Origin of the sequence: Pseudomonas sp. R43(2017) (genome assembly GCF_002112345.1) — a bacterium.
Classification (GTDB): Bacteria; Pseudomonadota; Gammaproteobacteria; order Pseudomonadales; family Pseudomonadaceae; genus Aquipseudomonas; species Aquipseudomonas kribbensis.
Genome location: NZ_NEHJ01000002.1, coordinates 172,962 through 189,857, shown reverse-complemented (window position 1 = coordinate 189,857; position 16,896 = coordinate 172,962). Strand labels below are relative to the sequence as shown.

Genomic DNA, 16,896 nt, shown 5'->3' with positions numbered 1-16,896 from the left:
CGGGCTTGCTCGCGAAAGCGGAAGTTCAGGCAATGCTGTAACTGAATCTGCACGGTAATCGAGAACCCCATGCCTCAACCGCGTCCCTACAAAGTTGCACTCAACGGCTACGGCCGGATTGGTCGTTGCGTCTTGCGTGCGTTGTTCGAGCGAGGCTCGACGGCAGGGTTTGAAATTGTCGCGATCAACGATCTGGCCGACATGGCCAGCATCGAATACCTGACACGCTTCGACTCCACCCACGGCCGGTTTCCGGGCGAGGTGAAGGTCGACGGCGATTGTCTGCATATCAATGGCAACTGCGTGAAAGTCCTGCGCAGTGCCACCCCCGAAGGCATCGATTGGGCGTCCCTTGGCGTCGACCTGGTGCTCGAATGCTCCGGCGCCTGGCACACCCGTGAAGACGGCCAGCGTTTCCTCGACGCCGGCGCGCCGCGGGTGCTGTTTTCGCAGCCGATGGCCAGCGAGGCGGATGTCGACGCCACCATCGTCTACGGCGTCAATCAGGATTGCCTGACCGGCGATGAACTGCTGGTGTCCAACGCCTCCTGCACCACCAACTGCGGCGTGCCGCTGTTGCGTCTGCTGGACAAGGCGATCGGTCTGGAATTCGTGTCGATCACCACGATCCACTCGGCGATGAACGATCAGCCGGTGATCGACGCCTATCACCACGAAGACCTGCGCCGCACCCGTTCGGCGTTTCAGTCGGTGATCCCGGTGTCCACCGGTCTGGCGCGTGGTATCGAGCGTCTGCTGCCGGAACTTGCCGGGCGAATCCAGGCCAAAGCCGTACGCGTGCCGACGGTCAACGTGTCCTGCCTCGACATCACGATGCAGACCGCGAGCGACACCGACGCCGGCGAGGTCAACCGGATCCTGCGCGAGGCTGCCACCAGCGGCCCGCTCAAAGGTCTTTTGGCCTACACCGAGCTGCCCCACGCAAGTTGTGATTTCAACCATGACCCACATTCGGCCATCGTCGATGCCAGTCAGACCCGTGTTTCCGGCCCACGGCTGGTGAACATCCTGGCCTGGTTCGACAACGAATGGGGTTTTGCCAACCGAATGCTGGATGTTGCAGAACACTATCTGCAAACAGCGACTTCAAAAAAACCGTAGGAAGTGCGACCCATGACCGTGTTGAAGATGTCCGACCTCGATCTGCAAGGTAAGCGCGTATTGATCCGCGAAGACCTCAACGTCCCAGTCAAGGACGGTGTTGTCACCAGCGATGCGCGTATCCTGGCTTCGCTGCCGACCATCAAGCTGGCCCTGGAAAAAGGCGCGGCCGTGATGGTCTGCTCGCACCTGGGTCGTCCGACCGAAGGCGAATTCTCCGCCGAGAACAGCCTCAAGCCTGTCGCCGACTATCTGAGCAAGGCCCTGGGCCGCGAAGTGCCGCTGGTGGCTGACTACCTGGGCGGTGTTGACGTCAAGGCCGGCGACATCGTGCTGTTCGAAAACGTGCGCTTCAACAAGGGCGAGAAAAAGAACGCCGACGACCTGGCCCAGCAATACGCTGCCCTGTGCGACGTGTTCGTGATGGACGCTTTCGGTACTGCTCACCGCGCCGAAGGTTCGACGCATGGTGTGGCCAAGTTCGCCAAAGTCGCCGCTGCCGGTCCACTGCTGGCCGCTGAACTGGATGCACTGGGCAAAGCCCTGGGCGCACCGGCCAAGCCGATGGCGGCCATCGTTGCCGGTTCCAAGGTCTCGACCAAACTCGACGTGCTGAACAGCCTGAGCCAGATCTGCGATCAACTGATCGTCGGCGGCGGCATCGCCAACACCTTCCTGGCTGCTGCCGGTCACCCGGTCGGCAAGTCGCTGTACGAGCCGGACCTGCTGGACACTGCCCGCGCCATCGCCGCCAAGGTCAGCGTGCCGCTTCCGGTGGACGTGGTGGTTGCCAAGGAATTCGCTGAAAGCGCCGAAGCGACTGTGAAGCTGATCGCTGACGTCGCTGCCGACGACATGATTCTGGACATCGGCCCGCAAACCGCGGCCAACTTCGCCGAACTGCTGAAGTCGTCGAAAACCATCCTGTGGAACGGCCCGGTCGGCGTGTTCGAATTCGATCAGTTCGGCAACGGCACCAAAGTGCTGGCCGAAGCCATCGCCGAAAGCGCGGCGTTCTCGATTGCCGGCGGTGGCGACACCCTGGCGGCCATCGATAAATATGGCGTGGCTGAAAAGATCTCCTACATTTCCACCGGCGGTGGCGCGTTCCTCGAATTCGTCGAAGGCAAGGTGCTGCCGGCCGTTGAAGTCCTGGAAAGCCGGGCCAAGGCCTGAGGCCGCCCGTTTGGCCAGGCAAAGGAGTGTTCAGATGGTCAAGTCGTTAGCGCTGTTGCTGCTGACCGGTACGCTGACGGCCTGCGGGAGTAACCCGAAGGCCGAGCCGACACCGGCACCCGGCGAGGCACAGAAAGGCTGCTACCAGGCCGACTGGCAGGCCGAAACCAACCCGGTGCTGAACAAGCGCTCGGGGCCGGAAGGCCTGGACAAATACGAGACGCAAACCCCGGCCAAGGAACATGGTTGCCCTTGACCGGTCTGACTCTTTAACTCAGGGCCGGCGGCGTGCGCTGCCGGTCGAGGAACACGGATGAAAGGCTTGATCGCCGTTGCGGCACTGGGATTGTTGGGTGGTTGTGCGCAGTGGAACCCGTTCCAGTCGTCCGCCCCTGTGGATAACTGGACCACCTGGACCTGCGACAGCCAGGCCAAGGTGCTGTGGCGCTACACCGATGCCGGCCAGAAGGAAGTCGATGTGCGGCTGGGCGGTGGCGATCAGGTCTATCGCCTGAAAGAAGAGCCGGGCGCCTCGGGTGCGTTGTACAGCGACGACATGCTGGCGTTTCACATCAAAGGTAATGAAGGCCTGGTCTACTGGGTCGCTACCAATGATCTGATCGGCCGGGGCTGCAAAGCCGAATAAAACAGAATTTGCTTTATCGAATCAACAGGCCGGGCCTCAACCCCCGATCTGCAATCACTTGAATAGCCGCCGCCGCTCCGGCAGGCTGGCACGATTAACGACCCAAACCGGGAGAGACACACACAATGGCACTTATCAGCATGCGCCAGATGCTGGACCACGCAGCCGAGTTCGGCTACGGCGTTCCAGCCTTCAACGTCAACAACCTTGAGCAGATGCGCGCCATCATGGAAGCCGCTGACAAGACTGACTCCCCGGTGATCGTCCAGGCTTCGGCCGGCGCCCGCAAATACGCCGGCGCGCCGTTCCTGCGTCACCTGATCCTGGCCGCGATCGAAGAATTCCCGCACATCCCGGTGTGCATGCACCAGGACCACGGCACCAGCCCTGACGTCTGCCAGCGCTCGATCCAGCTGGGCTTCAGCTCGGTAATGATGGACGGCTCCCTCGGCGAAGACGGCAAGACCCCGACCGACTACGAATACAACGTCCGCGTGACCCAACAAACCGTCGCCATGGCTCACGCCTGCGGCGTTTCGGTTGAAGGCGAGCTGGGCTGCCTGGGTTCGCTGGAAACCGGCATGGCCGGTGAAGAAGACGGCATCGGCGCCGAAGGCGTTCTGGATCACAGCCAGATGCTGACCGACCCGGAAGAAGCCGCTGACTTCGTCAAGAAGACTCAAGTTGATGCCCTGGCCATCGCCATCGGCACCAGCCACGGCGCCTACAAGTTCACCAAGCCGCCTACCGGTGACGTGCTGGCGATCGACCGCATCAAGGAAATCCACAAACGCATCCCGAACACCCACCTGGTGATGCACGGTTCCTCGTCGGTTCCACAAGAGTGGCTGGCGATCATCAACCAGTACGGCGGCGACATCAAAGAAACCTACGGCGTACCGGTTGAAGAAATCGTCGAAGGCATCAAGCACGGCGTGCGCAAGGTCAACATCGACACCGACCTGCGTCTGGCATCCACCGGCGCCATGCGTCGCCTGATGGCCACCAATCCGAGCGAGTTTGACCCGCGTAAATTCTTCGGCGAAACCGTCAAGGCGATGCGCGATGTATGTATCGCTCGTTACGAGGCTTTCGGTACTGCCGGCAACGCTTCGAAGATCAAGCCGATCTCGCTGGAAAGCATGTATCAGCGTTATCTGAAGGGTGAGTTGAACGCCAAGGTCAATTGAGACTGGGTGTTGAGCTGATTTAAAGAAAACCCGCCGAGAGGCGGGTTTTTTTTGCCTGAAATTTCATGGCGAGCTCATATTTCTATTGGGTGAAATGTCACCTGTAACGGACAAAATCTGGATTTGCTGGGCCCAAGTCCGATATGGGTGACTTTTTCATGGTCTGCGCAGCTTGTAGCAGTTTTAGTGTGAGGTTGGCGGTTAAATAAATCCGTCCCCTTTTATTCAGATAAATAAATCTGCCCCCTTAAGTACAGTCCCCTTAAGTACAAAATGTTATAAAAAACTGTCATAAATGACAGGTCCAAATAGGGGCGTAGCTTGATAAATTTGCGGTGGCTCGGACTGGTGTTATTTTTTGCGCTAAATATACGTGACTAGAGGGTTGCTGATATGAACTTTACACCTGTCGCACCTGTGGCAGCATTTCCTGCTCCTGTGATCACTCCCGCGTCTATAATTAGTCCGCCATACGTAGGGCCTGTCTTAAGGGGGCCAGGTCCAGCAATATATGGTCCCGGAGGTCCGTCTGGATTGCCGAATCAGACGTATTCGGAAATATGGTATTACCTAATGAGGTCGACTAGAGTTGGTGACATACTGAATATTTATTTTACAGATGCCCTAACCTCCAATTCGGCGAATTTTAACTCAACACGCTCTACTCCACCTTCAGGCTCGAATCCACTAACGATTACACTGGATTCTTCTTTGCTAAATTCTTTTATCTCCAGTGGCAACAATGGATCTGTTCGCGGTGCAAATTATTGGAATGAATTTTTGCACTCGAAAATGCTAAATGTTTTTTCGACGGCTGGTTTGACTATTCCTGGGGTCTACACGGTTTCTTTCGACCAAATAAATACTGCGGGAAACGTTGTTGCCACCGCCGGGAGAGACTATAACGTCTCTTGAGTTTGGAGTGCCTTGAGTTGTCTCTCAAATAGTTTGCGGATTTATTTATTAAATCGGTGGCGGATTTGTTGGCAGGCTTCCGGTGCTAAGGGTGATGTTTCGAAAATCATGCTGATTCCGCTGAAATCGATGTATCAGCGTTATCTGAAGGGTGAGTTGAACGCCAAGGTCAATTGAGACTGGGTGTTGAGCTGATTTAAAAGAAACCCGCCGAGAGGCGGGTTTTTTTTTGAGCTGAATTATTCAGGCCGATTAGCGGCGCTTACTTGGGCTCGACGTGATCCAGCGCCTGATTCACCGCCAATTCCCCAAGCATCACCACTTGTGCGATACCCAGAGCGGTTTTGCGGTGGGATGGCGGGAGTATCGCGGCGAAGTTGTTGAGCATTTCGCTGGCGGAGCCGAGGGTTTCGCTGGCGTTGGCCAGCAGGGATTCGGTGTTGCAGGCGGGGTTGGCGAAGTACATGGGGTCGGGTTCGTTGACCGTGGCCATGATGCGGGCGCCGGGGCAGAGGTAGTGGTCGAGGGCGCGTTCGGCGGCTTCGTTGAGTTTTTTGGGGTCGAGGGAATCGTAGGGGGAGGCCAGATCTGTTTCTGGCGGGTTAGGCGTAGGTTTGAACATATGCTGAAAACTCCTGTAAGGAGCTGCCGGTCCTTCCCTACTAAAAGAAGGGTGGCAGCTGTGCGCAGGTTAGTAGACCGGGGAGTATTCAGCATTGACCGGCGCGCCGAAGCGCCCTGCGCACAGCCACCATCACAGTCAGACTGGAATGTCTGATGGACAGCGCTTGCACGTAGCTGAAAACACCACAGGCTACTAAACCCGATCACTGCGAATCAGTGACCCGAATCAAGTTACCGACGGCCCTCCAGGCGCACAAGCCGGCGGATTCTGGAGTACCGGTAGGCCGCGACGCAAGCCGTTGTAGGCTTCAGGAAGTAACGCGAGCCGTCTTTAAACAGCAGCCTTAAACGGTCACGCCGCCACTATTTATCGTGATCAATATCCAGCTTGCTGAACGTCACCTGCCCACCCTCGCTGGTGTACCCGGTGTTGTCTTGCACATACACGCCCGCCTTGAAGTACAGCGGCTTGTTGCGCCAGGTCGCGCTGATCTGCGAGTCCCACTGATACCCGGCCGCACTGATACCCAGCGCACCACCGGGGCTGAGGTGTATCAGGTAATTGAATTCGCGATCCAGTTTGATTCCGGTCGCCAGGGTAATCACCCGGCCTTCGTCGTCATCCGGGTGCATCCTCACCTTGATCACCAGGTTGCCGGAATCCAGTTTGCTCTTGTACTGATACTCGAGTTTCACCAGCGGCTTCTGGCTTTCATAGGCGTGGATCTGGCCGATGACGATCTTGCCGGAACTGGGCACCTTGTTGACCGAGAGGGTCGCGCGCAGCAGGTTGTCGGCGTCCGGGTAGTACCAGTTGCGCAGGGTTCCGTTGCTGAAGGTCTCGCGCAGTTCGGTGCGCGGGTAGATGGCGTTTTCGGTTTTCGAGCCGGTCACCGGGGACCAGAAAAACAGGGTGCCGGTGTCGGAATGGAAGTACTGATCCTTGAAGCCGTTCACCAGTTTGGAGGTTTCGACGGTGTAGGGCGGGCTGCCAACGGGAACGCTGAGGTTCCAGGTTGCGAGGTCGATCATGTCGGTTCTTCCACTCTCTTTTTGCTGCACACGCGTGCCAGAAGCTCTAGCTCGCGGTTCTTGGGGGCGGCCTTTATAAGCGTAGAGGGATTTTTTGTTAACGGCCGTCTGGCGGATGATTGGCGCCAACATCCTGTCGAAATGCCATGTTTCCCGGTTTTCGGGGGCTGCAGCGATGACCGTTAGTCGGCTACTTACCGGTTTGGTTAAATGATGGCCTGATGACAGCTACTGCTTTTTCGGATCCAGGACTAGAGTGAAGGCTCAGTAACAGTACGGTTTTCACGAGAAACCGGCCGCGTCCCGATTGGATGTCCCGACAAGAGAAGCAGCATGGAATGCGCGCAAACCCAGCCAGGTGAAGGCAGCTCCGTCCTTTTGATCGTTGATGATTACCCTGAAAATCTGATCAGCATGCGCGCGTTGCTGCAGCGCCAGGACTGGCAGGTCATGACCGCGGCTTCCGGTTTCGAAGCCCTCAGCCTGTTGCTCGAACACGACATCGATCTGGTGCTGCTGGATGTGCAGATGCCGGGCATGGACGGTTTCGAAGTCGCGCGCCTGATGCGCGGCAGCCAGCGAACGCGGCTCACTCCAATCATTTTCCTTACCGCCAATGAACAGTCCCAGGACGCCGTGATCAAGGGCTATGCCAGTGGTGCGGTGGATTACCTGTTCAAACCCTTCGACCCGCAGATTCTCAAGCCCAAGGTCCAGGCGTTGCTGGAGCATCAGCGCAATCGCCGGGCGTTGCAGCGCCTGAGTCAGGATCTGGAATCGGCGCGGGCCTTCAATGCGTCGGTGCTGGATAACGCCGCCGAAGGGATTTTGGTATTGGCCGAGGATGGCTTGATCCGTTTCGCCAACCCGGCGATTTCCCGCTTGCTCAATGCGCCGGTGAAGGAACTGGAAGGGCAGGAGTTTCTCGATTTCCTGCAGAAACCGCACATTCCGCTGTGGGCCGATTCCGAGTTTTATGCCAGTTACAAACGCGGCGAGACGCTGCGCTTACACGATGCGTTGCTGCGTACCGCGCCGGGGCAACAAGTGCCGGTGGCGCTGTCCTGCGCGCCGCTGCCGAGCGAACAGCATGCGATGGTGGTGACGGTGCTGGACATGTCGGTGGTGCGGCATCTGCATCAGCAGCTGGAATTTCAGGCCGTCACCGATCCGTTGACCGGGCTGCTCAATCGCCGTGGCTTCTACCAGACGGTGGAAAACCTGCTGTTGCGCGGTGAGCGCAGTGACAGCAGTTGGGTGCTGATGTACCTCGATCTCGATGGCTTCAAACGGGTCAACGATTCTCTCGGCCACGACGCCGGCGACCGGGTATTGCGCTGGGTCTCCGAACAATTGAAAGCCTGCCTGCGACCGTTCGACATTCTGGCGCGGATGGGCGGTGACGAATTCACCGCGCTGCTGGATCTGGAATTCCCCGAACAAGCGGCGAAGATTGCCGAAAAGCTCATCGAACGGGTGTCGATCTGTCAGCAGATCGAAGGCATGGACATTGCCCTGGGCGCCAGTATCGGCATCGCTACGTACCCGGATTGCGGCAATAACCTCGACGGTTTGATGCGCGCTTCGGACATCGCCATGTACGAAGCCAAGCGCGCCGGGCGTCAGCAATATCGCTTCTACGATCACGAAATGAACGGCCGTGCGCGCTCAAGGCTGATGCTGGAAGAGAGCGTGCGCAACGCCATCGAGAACCGCGATTTCAATCTGGTGTATCAGCCGCAAGTGGCAATTGGTGACGGCCGGATTCGTGGTTTCGAGGCGTTGCTGCGCTGGCAGCATCCGAGCGTCGGCGACGTGCCGCCAGGGCTGTTCCTGCCGTTGCTGGAAGAGGCGACGCTGATCAGCCGGCTCGGCAGCTGGATCTATCACCGCAGCGCCGGGCAGCGTAAGGCCTGGGAGTCCGCGTTTTCCAGGGATTTGGTGCTTGGGGTGAGCCTGAGCAATACCCAGTTCGGCCTGCCAAATCTGGTGACCGAGTTGCGCCAGGTGCTGGAGCGCCATGGCTTGCAGCCGCATCAGATGGAAGTGGAAGTGACCGAGGAGGCGCTGACGATCAACCCGGACGAGACCCGCAAACAACTGAAACTGCTGCGCAATCTCGGGGTGCGGGTGGCGCTGGACGATTTTGGTTCCGGGTCCTGCTCGCTGTCGCATCTGCGGGATCTGGAGCTGGATACGCTCAAGCTCGATCGCCATCTGATCGCCCGATTGCCCGACTCGTCGCGTGATGCTTCGCTGGTGCGCACGGTCATCGAGCTGTGCAAGGAATACGGGTTGTTGGTGATTGCCGAAGGCGTGGAAACCGTCGAGCAATATCAATGGCTGCAAGCCCATGGGTGTGAGTACGTACAAGGCTTCCTGGTGGCGCGGCCGTTGGTCGCCGAGGACGCGACGCGCTTCGCCGAGCCGTTCGACTGGAGCGCGTTGGCCGGTTGAATTCGCTACACTGGCGGCCTTTTCATGACCCGTGCCGCCCATGACCGCGTTGAAATACCTCCAGGCCTATCCCGCGCAATTGCAGGATCAGGTGCGCCAATTGATTGCCGACGATCGCCTCGGTGATTACCTGAGCCAACGTTATCCGGGCCGCCACGATGTGCAGAGCGACAAGGCGTTGTACGGCTACGCGCTGGACCTGAAACAGGAATACCTGCGCAACGCCCCGGCCATCGACAAGGTGCTGTTCGACAACCGCCTCGACCTGACCCACCGCGCTCTCGGCCTGCACACTACGGTGTCGCGGGTGCAGGGCGGCAAGCTCAAGGCCAAGAAAGAGATCCGCATCGCCTCGCTGTTCAAGGAGGCCGCGCCTGAGTTCTTGAAGATGATCGTCGTGCACGAACTGGCCCACTTCAAGGAGTCGGATCACAACAAGGCGTTCTATAAATTATGTGAGCACATGCTGCCGGGCTATCACCAGATCGAGTTCGATCTACGGGTGTACCTGACGTGGCGGGACATGCAATAAGACATCAAACAACGGAGCGCATGCATGGACGTGAGCAAGACCAAGAGCAGTTTCTACCGGCGCTTGTACGTGGCGTATCTGATCGACAGCGGCCTGGCCAGCAGCGTGCCGGCGCTGACCGACATCACCGGCATGCCCCGGCGCACGGCGCAGGACACCATTACGGCACTGGCGGATCTGGATATCGTCTGCGAGTTCGAACAGGAAGAGGGTGCGCGCAACCATGCGGGGCGCTACCGGATTCGCGAGTGGGGGGCGATTGATCGGGGGTGGATCGAGCGGAATTTGCGGCAGATTAAAGCGGTTTTGGAGTATCCCTGACCTGAGTAGTCCCTTCGCGGGCAAGCCCGCGAAGGGGAAATCTCAGGAACGCCGCATCCCGATATGCGGAATGTCATCCTCCAGATATTCCTCACCCGCCACCACAAACCCGTACCGCCCGTAATACCCCTGCAAATGCGCCTGGGCCGACAGATAGATCGGCACTTCCGGCCAGCGCTTCTCGGCCTGTTTCAGCGCCTGCTCCATCATTTCATGCCCCAGCCCTTTGCCACGCCCGGCCGGCGCCGTCAGTACACGGCCGATCACCACGTCGCCGCCCTGGGATTCCGGGTCCAGCAAGCGCAGATAAGCCACCAGTTGATCACCCTCCCAACCCATCAAATGGCAGGTGTCCCCGTCCAGATCCTGCCCGTCCGGGTCCAGGTAGGCGCAGCGCTGTTCGACCACGAATACTTCCGAGCGCAATTTCAAAATGGCGTACAGCTGTTCCAGTCCCAGATCGCTGTGATGTTTGCAGACCCACTCGATTGTCATCTTCCGATTCCTTGAACTACGTCGCCCGATACTAAGCGCCACGTCGAAATATGTCTGTATGGCTGAGAAATCTGTGACAAAGGCCAAAATGCCATCATTCCCTTCTGGCGGCGCCGACATCTTTGTGTAATCTGCTGAGAAGCGCTGTGCAACGGCTTCAATGAGCTAATGTTAGGGCCTGGGATTCGCCGGTAAGGGGCCTTGGGGTTTTGACTGAAAACACGCCGGGCGGCCCGCCCGCTAAGGATTTTCAAGCATGCCGCGATTGCATCGAGCGTTGGCTTTGATCGGATTGCTGTTGCTGGGTCAAAGCGCTGCAGCGGAGAAACTGCGCCTGGTCTTCGACGTCTGGCCGCCCTTTACCGATGACACACTGGTCAACGGCGGGTTGGCCACGGACATCGTCAGCACGGCCCTGGCCCGGGCCGGTTATGCCAGCGATTACGAACAGGTGCCGTGGGCGCGGGCGCTGCTCGGGGTTGGCGAGGGGCGTTACGACGTGCTGGTCAACGCCTGGTACAACGACGAGCGTACGAAGCTGGGGCAGTTTTCTGACGAGTACCTGCTCAACCGCGTGCGTTTTCTCAAGCGCAAAGACACGCCCATCGAATACAACAACCTGCAGGAACTGCACACCTATCCGATTGCAGTGGTGCGCGGCTACGCCTATTCGGCGCCGTTCGATGCCGACACCGCGCTGCAGAAAGTCCCTGTGCATAACTTCGCCATGGCCGTGCGCATGCTGGCGGCGGATCGGGTCAAGCTGACCCTGGAAGATGAATACGTCGCTCGTTATTACCTGGCCCGTGAATCACCGAAAGTGCGCAACGCCGTGGAGTTCCTGCCCAAGCCTCTGAGCGAAAACAGCCTGCACATTCTGGTCAGCCTGAAGAACCCGGAGCACGAACAGATCGTGGCCGGGTTCGACAAGGCGATTGCGGCGATGAAGGCCGATGGCAGCTATGACAAGTTGCTCAGGCAGCATGGAATGTAGTCTGAAAGATTTTTAGTGCACGAACTGGCCCCTTCGCGGGCAAGCCCGCTCCCACAGAATCGGTGTGGTACACAAAGTATGTGAACTGCCGCTGTCCTGTGGGAGCGGGCTTGCTCCGGGCGGCGATCCGACGAAGAGGCCTGTCCGGCCAACTCAGTCTTCGGCGGTGTCCTTGATCAAGTGCGCCGCCAGCGTCCGCAACGGGCCTAGCTGACGGCAGATCAGCGCCAGTTGCGTCTGCACCAGCCGTTGGCCTTCATCGATCTCGTCCGCCATCTGCTCAAGTTCATTGGCCAGCGCTTCTTCTTCATCGCTCTGGATCGCAATCGGCTGTTTGCTCGCCAGCCCCTGGGCGATCTCGTCGATGCTGCTGGCCAGTTTCGCCCCGGCGCCATCGATCAGATGCTCACGCACCTCGGCCGGCAACTGGGTTTCCCGGTGCGCGCCAAGGCCCGACAGATAACTGAGCAGCGTGTGCGACAGCACCAGGAAGCGGAAGCCAACGTCGGCCTCTTTGCGGAAATGCCCCGGCTCCATCAGCATGTTTGCCAGCGTAGTCGACAGCGCTGCGTCGGCGTTGTGCGCATTGCGGCGGGCGAGGCGATAGGCGAGGTCGTCGCTCTTGCCGGCGGCGTATTGCTGCATGATTTGGCGCAGGTAGATGCTGTTGCAGGTCAGGGTGTTGGCCAGCACTTTGTTCAGGCGCCGACCCTGCCAGTCCGGCAGGAACAGGATCACCGTCAGGCCGGCGATCAGGCTGCCGAGCAGGGTATCGAACAGGCGCGGCACAAACAGCCCGTAGCCGTCGCCGACCTGGTTGAAGCAGAACAGCACCATGATCGTGATCGCGGCGGTCGCCACGGTGTAGCGGGTGGTGCGGTTGGTAAAGAACACCACGCCGGCGGCGATGGCGAAGCACGACTGCACCAGCGGGCTCGGGAACAGATCGAACAGCGCCCAGGCGATGGTCAGGCCGATGGCGGTGCCGAGAATCCGCTGGCCGAGTTTGCGCCGGGTGGCGCCGTAGTTCGGCTGGCAGACGAACAGCGTGGTGAGGATGATCCAGTAACCCTGCGACGGGTGGATCAAATGCACCATGCCGTAACCGATACTCAGCGCCAGCGGCAGGCGCAAGGCATGGCGGAACAGCAATGACGTTGGCGTCAGCTGCGTGCGCAGACGGGTCAGGACATCCTTGAAGTTGCGTGGCGAACGGTCGAGCAGGCTGCTGTCGGTGGCATCGGCCAGGGCATCAGGGTTGCTGGCATCGCTGAGCAAGCGGTCAAGAGTGCCGAGGTTTGCCGCCAGCGCCCGCAGCGAACGCAGCAGCCCGCGCCAGGCCGGGTTGCTCTGGATGCGCAGGTGTTCGAGGGAAGCGTGCAGGTCGCTCAGGGCTTCGGCGAATGTCGCGTCGTAGATGAACGGCTGGCGCATCTGGATCGATTCGGCCAGCGCCCGGCAGGCCTTGCCTTGCTGGCGCAGCAGGCGTTGGCAGCGGAACAGCACGTCGCTGTGGAAAAACGCCTCGGCCAGCGCGTTGTAGGGATAGTGCGAAGAACTGGCGCGTTCGTGAATGTCTTGCGCGAGGAAGTACAGCTTCAGGTAGCGGCTGACTTTCGAGCCGGGGCGGCCGTTGCCGACGCGGTGCAGGATGATTTCCTTGGCGCTGTTCAGGGCTGCGACGACACGACCGTTTTGCTGGGCCAGTTCCAGTCGCCGCGCCTCGACGTCCAGCTGACGGATCGGCTCGAACAGCGAGGCTTTCAGCTTCAGGTAATAACCCAGTTCACGGAACAGCCGCGCCAGGCTCTGCTGCACCGGCTGGTTGGAAAACATCGCCTGCCACAACACCGACAGCAAGCCGTACCACGCGGCACCGGCCACCAGAAGCATCGGCTCGTGCCAGAAATCCGTGACCGCGCCGCCGCGCTGGTCCACGCCGATCATGGTGTAGACGGAGAGAATCAACGTCGCCGAAGCAATCGCGCCGTAACGCTCGCCAAGCGCACCGAGCATGGTCAGGCCGAAACTGGCCAGTGCCAGAGCGATGACGAACACGATGGGGTAGGGGAACAGCAATTCCACCGACAGCGCCGCAACGCTGAAACACACCAGCGTCACCGCCAGTGCGTTGAGGCGGCCCTGCCAACTGTCGTCGGTCTCGGCCAGGGCGCTGGCGATGATCCCGAGGAACAGCGGGATCAGCAGCCCCATTTCATCCTGATACCAGCACAGCGCCATGCTGCCGGTCAGGGCGATGAACACCCGCACGCTGTAGCTGAATTTATCCAGCGCCCACAGGCGCCGCAAAGACTGACGAAACGAGGTCGAGGACATGAAGTGCGAAGGCCTTCCGAGGCGATGCCGCTAAATTGAGCCAGTAATGACGCCGACGCAATGGCGCCGATCACATCTGACAGCAAAAAGTGTTCCTTTCATGCACCACATACCACTGTGGGAGCGGGCTTGCTCGCGAAAGCGGTATGTCATTCAGCATATGTGTCGACTGACAGATTGCATTCGTCGGATCGCCGCCCGGAGCAAGCCCGCTCCCACAGGGTTTTGTATAGGGCTTTGGGTCAGACGTACTGCGCGGCCGCGTAGCCAGAAGCCCAGGCCCACTGGAAGTTGAATCCGCCCAGATGCCCGGTGACATCCAGCACTTCGCCGACAAAGTACAGACCCGGACTTTTCAGCGATTCCATGGTCTTGGACGAGACTTCGCGGGTGTCGACGCCACCGAGGGTGACTTCGGCAGTGCGGTAGCCTTCGGTGCCGGCCGGGACGACTTTCCAGCTGCCGAGCTTCTCGGCGATGTTCGCCAGTTCGGCGTGGGTGTACTGCTTCATCGGTTTGGAGACGAACCAGTTGTCCGCCAGCAGGTTGGCCATCTTCTTGGTGAAGATTTCCCCCAGCAGGGTTTTCAGTTCGCTGTTCGGGCGCTCGGCGGTTTGCTGTTGCAGCCAGCTCGCGGCGTCGTGGTCGGGCAGCAGGTTGATCTCGACGGTGTCACCCGGCTCCCAGAACGAGGAAATCTGCAGAATCGCCGGGCCGCTGAGGCCGCGGTGAGTGAACAGAATGTTCTCGCGAAAGCTCTGGTCGTTGCAGCTGACCAGGCAATCCACCGAGGTGCCGGACAGTTCGGTGCACAGATCCTTGAGCTGATCGGTGATGGTGAACGGCACGAGGCCGGCACGGGTCGGCAGCAGGTCGTGGCCGAATTGCTTGGCGACCTGGTAACCGAAACCGGTGGCGCCCAGCGTCGGGATCGACAGGCCGCCGGTGGCGATCACCAGCGACTGGCACTGGATCTGGCCGAGGGTGGTGTCGAGCAGGTAACCGCCCTCGACTTTCTCGATGGTCTGGATCGAAGTGTCGAGGTGCAGGTTGACGCCGACCTGATCGCACTCGTCCAGCAGCATGCCGAGGATGTCGCTGGATTTGTTATCGCAGAACAGCTGGCCGAGTTTCTTCTCGTGATAGGGCACGCCGTGCTTGGCGACCATGCCGATGAAATCCCACTGGGTGTAGCGGGCCAGGGCGGATTTGCAGAAGTGCGGATTCTGCGAGAGGAAATTGCTCGGTTCGGTGTACATGTTGGTGAAGTTGCAGCGCCCACCGCCGGACATCAGGATTTTCTTGCCGGCCTTGTTCGCGTGGTCGAGCAGCAGCACCTGACGCCCGCGCCCGGCGGCGGTCAGTGCACACATCAACCCTGCGGCGCCAGCGCCAATGATCACGACTTCGGTAGAGCGCAAAACGGTGTCCTCACACTAAATTCAAATTCACCGGAAACCAATGTGGGAGCGAGCTTGCTCGCGATAGCGGTGTGTCAGTCTCAAAGATATCAACTGACAGATTGCATTCGTCGGATCGCCGCCCGGAGCAAGCTCGCTCCCACAGGGATCTACTTTGGATGGTAGACCGCTTACAAAACGCGAACGCGCAGCGAACGACCCTTGATCTTGCCGTTGTTCAAGCGCTGCAGCGCCTGCATGACCACGGTGCGCTCGACGGCCACGTAGGACTGGAAGTCGAAGATCGCGATCTTGCCGACCTGGGTGCCCGGAATCCCGGCTTCACCGGTCAGTGCGCCGAGAATATCGCCCGGACGCACTTTGTCCTTGCGCCCGCCAGCGATGCACAGCGTGCTCATCGGCGGTTGCAGCGGGGCACCGCCCTGGGATTTCAGGTTGTCCACCTGATCCCAGTTCAGCGGGGTTTTCTGCAGTTGTTCGATGGCCTGGGCGCGGTGCGCTTCCGACGGCGCCACCAGGCTGACCGCGATGCCTTTCTCGCCGGCACGACCGGTACGGCCGACGCGGTGAATGTGGATTTCCGAATCCCGGGCCAGCTCGACGTTGATCACCATGTCCAGCGAATCGATGTCCAGGCCACGGGCCGCGACGTCGGTGGCCACCAGCACCGACGTGCTGCGGTTGGCGAACATCGCCAGTACCTGATCGCGGTCACGCTGTTCCAGATCGCCGTGCAGGCCGACGGCGGAAATGCCCTTGGAGGTCAGGTGGTCGACGGTTTCCTGCACTTGCTGCTTGGTGAAGCAGAACGCCACGGTGGAGGCCGGACGGAAGTGGTGCAGGACCTTGGTCACCGCACTCATGCGCTCTTCCGGGGAAATTTCGTAAAAGCGCTGCTCGATCTGGGTGTCGTCGTGGAACGCTTCGGCCTTGACCGTCTGCGGATCGCGCATGAACTTCGAAGCGAGTTGCTTGATGCCCACCGGGTAGGTCGCCGAGAACAGCAGGGTCTGACGGCGGGTCGGGGTCTGCTCGATGATGTCTTCGATGGCGTCGTAGAAACCCATGTCGAGCATGCGGTCGGCTTCGTCGAGGATCAGCGTGTTCAGGCCATCGAGGACCAGCGAACCCTTGCGCAGGTGCTGCTGGATGCGCCCCGGGGTGCCTACGATGATGTGCGCGCCGTGCTCCAGCGAGGCGATCTGCGGGCCGAACGACACGCCGCCGCACAGGGTCAGGACCTTGATGTTGTCTTCGGCGCGGGCCAGACGACGGATTTCCTTGGCGACCTGGTCGGCCAGCTCGCGGGTCGGGCAGATGACCAGTGCCTGGCAACCGAAGTAGCGCGGATTGATCGGGTTCAGCAGGCCGATGCCGAACGCGGCGGTCTTGCCGCTGCCGGTCTTGGCCTGGGCGATCAGGTCCATCCCCTTGAGGATCACCGGCAAGCTCTGCGCCTGGATCGGCGTCATCTGGGCATAACCGAGAGATTCGAGGTTAGCCAGCATGGCGGCGGACAGCGGCAAAGTATTAAAAGCGGTGGCGATGGTGGTCACGGGACTGGCCTGCAAAACAAAATGTCGCGCAGTGTAGCAGCCCCGTGCCACTTTCCTCGAAAGTTCTGGACGAACAGC

General features: G+C 59.8%; 15 protein-coding genes and 1 pseudogene. 10 read left to right on the top strand and 6 right to left on the bottom strand.

Going from position 1 to position 16,896, the window contains the following annotated elements; all coding sequences use genetic code 11:
* The first annotated feature begins 69 nt into the window (after positions 1 to 69).
* The 6 genes and pseudogenes from epd to CAG02_RS30165 form a co-directional block, all read left to right on the top strand.
* Positions 70 to 1,122 (top strand): erythrose-4-phosphate dehydrogenase, encoded by a 1,053-nt coding sequence (epd, locus tag CAG02_RS05390; protein ID WP_085709118.1) that lies wholly within the window; start codon positions 70 to 72, stop codon positions 1,120 to 1,122.
* A 12-nt stretch (positions 1,123 to 1,134) separates the two neighbouring features.
* Positions 1,135 to 2,298 carry a phosphoglycerate kinase gene (locus CAG02_RS05385; RefSeq protein WP_085709119.1) on the top strand — a complete coding sequence of 388 codons (1,164 nt, stop codon included), beginning with the start codon at positions 1,135 to 1,137 and terminating at the stop codon, positions 2,296 to 2,298.
* 34 nt (positions 2,299 to 2,332) lie between these two features.
* Complete coding sequence (locus CAG02_RS05380) at positions 2,333 to 2,554, top strand: hypothetical protein (RefSeq protein WP_085709120.1); 222 nt, start codon at positions 2,333 to 2,335, stop codon at positions 2,552 to 2,554.
* A gap of 57 nt (positions 2,555 to 2,611) precedes the next feature.
* Complete coding sequence (locus CAG02_RS05375) at positions 2,612 to 2,944, top strand: MliC family protein (protein WP_085709121.1); 333 nt, start codon at positions 2,612 to 2,614, stop codon at positions 2,942 to 2,944.
* 125 nt (positions 2,945 to 3,069) lie between these two features.
* Complete coding sequence (gene fba, locus CAG02_RS05370) at positions 3,070 to 4,134, top strand: class II fructose-bisphosphate aldolase (RefSeq protein ID WP_007959708.1); 1,065 nt, start codon at positions 3,070 to 3,072, stop codon at positions 4,132 to 4,134.
* A gap of 984 nt (positions 4,135 to 5,118) precedes the next feature.
* Positions 5,119 to 5,226: pseudogene (locus CAG02_RS30165) on the top strand (fructose-bisphosphate aldolase); the annotation flags it as partial.
* A gap of 85 nt (positions 5,227 to 5,311) precedes the next feature.
* Here CAG02_RS30165 and CAG02_RS05365 read toward each other — a convergent pair.
* Complete coding sequence (locus CAG02_RS05365) at positions 5,312 to 5,671, bottom strand: DUF6124 family protein (protein WP_085709122.1); 360 nt, start codon at positions 5,669 to 5,671, stop codon at positions 5,312 to 5,314.
* 365 nt (positions 5,672 to 6,036) lie between these two features.
* Complete coding sequence (locus tag CAG02_RS05360; RefSeq protein WP_085709123.1) at positions 6,037 to 6,705, bottom strand: polysaccharide lyase family 7 protein; 669 nt, start codon at positions 6,703 to 6,705, stop codon at positions 6,037 to 6,039.
* Between the two features lie 333 nt (positions 6,706 to 7,038).
* On the opposite strand from CAG02_RS05360, the gene CAG02_RS05355 reads away from it, so the two are divergent.
* The 3 genes from CAG02_RS05355 to CAG02_RS05345 are packed head-to-tail and all read left to right on the top strand — an operon-like array spanning position 7,039 to position 10,015.
* Positions 7,039 to 9,162, top strand: coding sequence for a bifunctional diguanylate cyclase/phosphodiesterase (locus CAG02_RS05355; RefSeq protein WP_085709124.1), 2,124 nt, complete (start codon positions 7,039 to 7,041; stop codon positions 9,160 to 9,162).
* A 40-nt stretch (positions 9,163 to 9,202) separates the two neighbouring features.
* A complete protein-coding gene (locus CAG02_RS05350; protein ID WP_085709125.1) occupies positions 9,203 to 9,694 on the top strand; it encodes a M48 family metallopeptidase in 492 nt (163 codons plus the stop codon).
* A 24-nt stretch (positions 9,695 to 9,718) separates the two neighbouring features.
* Positions 9,719 to 10,015 (top strand): helix-turn-helix domain-containing protein, encoded by a 297-nt coding sequence (locus CAG02_RS05345; RefSeq protein ID WP_085709126.1) that lies wholly within the window; start codon positions 9,719 to 9,721, stop codon positions 10,013 to 10,015.
* Between the two features lie 42 nt (positions 10,016 to 10,057).
* Here CAG02_RS05345 and CAG02_RS05340 read toward each other — a convergent pair whose 3' ends face one another.
* Entirely contained in the window at positions 10,058 to 10,510 is a 453-nt protein-coding gene (locus CAG02_RS05340; RefSeq protein WP_085709127.1) for a GNAT family N-acetyltransferase, read from the bottom strand.
* Between the two features lie 256 nt (positions 10,511 to 10,766).
* Between CAG02_RS05340 and CAG02_RS05335 the strand changes: the two genes are divergently transcribed.
* Positions 10,767 to 11,504, top strand: a complete 738-nt coding sequence (locus CAG02_RS05335) for an ABC transporter substrate-binding protein (RefSeq protein WP_085709128.1) — start codon at positions 10,767 to 10,769, stop codon at positions 11,502 to 11,504.
* A 153-nt stretch (positions 11,505 to 11,657) separates the two neighbouring features.
* On the opposite strand, the gene yccS is transcribed toward CAG02_RS05335, so the two are convergent.
* From yccS to dbpA, 3 genes are all read right to left on the bottom strand, one after another.
* On the bottom strand, positions 11,658 to 13,841 hold the full coding sequence (gene yccS, locus CAG02_RS05330; RefSeq protein WP_085709129.1) for a YccS family putative transporter: 2,184 nt from the start codon (positions 13,839 to 13,841) through the stop codon (positions 11,658 to 11,660).
* A gap of 242 nt (positions 13,842 to 14,083) precedes the next feature.
* Positions 14,084 to 15,262, bottom strand: a complete 1,179-nt coding sequence (locus CAG02_RS05325; RefSeq protein WP_085709130.1) for an NAD(P)/FAD-dependent oxidoreductase — start codon at positions 15,260 to 15,262, stop codon at positions 14,084 to 14,086.
* Positions 15,263 to 15,432: 170 nt separating this feature from the next.
* Positions 15,433 to 16,818, bottom strand: coding sequence for an ATP-dependent RNA helicase DbpA (gene dbpA, locus CAG02_RS05320; RefSeq protein ID WP_085709131.1), 1,386 nt, complete (start codon positions 16,816 to 16,818; stop codon positions 15,433 to 15,435).
* Positions 16,819 to 16,896 lie beyond the last annotated feature (78 nt).

Coding starts and splice junctions, on each gene's coding strand:
- epd (WP_085709118.1), top strand. CDS start 70: ATGCCTCAACCGCGTCCCTACAAAGTTGCACTCAACGGCTACGGCCGG.
- CAG02_RS05385 (WP_085709119.1), top strand. CDS start 1,135: ATGACCGTGTTGAAGATGTCCGACCTCGATCTGCAAGGTAAGCGCGTA.
- CAG02_RS05380 (WP_085709120.1), top strand. CDS start 2,333: ATGGTCAAGTCGTTAGCGCTGTTGCTGCTGACCGGTACGCTGACGGCC.
- CAG02_RS05375 (WP_085709121.1), top strand. CDS start 2,612: ATGAAAGGCTTGATCGCCGTTGCGGCACTGGGATTGTTGGGTGGTTGT.
- fba (WP_007959708.1), top strand. CDS start 3,070: ATGGCACTTATCAGCATGCGCCAGATGCTGGACCACGCAGCCGAGTTC.
- CAG02_RS05365 (WP_085709122.1), bottom strand. CDS start 5,671: ATGTTCAAACCTACGCCTAACCCGCCAGAAACAGATCTGGCCTCCCCC.
- CAG02_RS05360 (WP_085709123.1), bottom strand. CDS start 6,705: ATGATCGACCTCGCAACCTGGAACCTCAGCGTTCCCGTTGGCAGCCCG.
- CAG02_RS05355 (WP_085709124.1), top strand. CDS start 7,039: ATGGAATGCGCGCAAACCCAGCCAGGTGAAGGCAGCTCCGTCCTTTTG.
- CAG02_RS05350 (WP_085709125.1), top strand. CDS start 9,203: ATGACCGCGTTGAAATACCTCCAGGCCTATCCCGCGCAATTGCAGGAT.
- CAG02_RS05345 (WP_085709126.1), top strand. CDS start 9,719: ATGGACGTGAGCAAGACCAAGAGCAGTTTCTACCGGCGCTTGTACGTG.
- CAG02_RS05340 (WP_085709127.1), bottom strand. CDS start 10,510: ATGACAATCGAGTGGGTCTGCAAACATCACAGCGATCTGGGACTGGAA.
- CAG02_RS05335 (WP_085709128.1), top strand. CDS start 10,767: ATGCCGCGATTGCATCGAGCGTTGGCTTTGATCGGATTGCTGTTGCTG.
- yccS (WP_085709129.1), bottom strand. CDS start 13,841: ATGTCCTCGACCTCGTTTCGTCAGTCTTTGCGGCGCCTGTGGGCGCTG.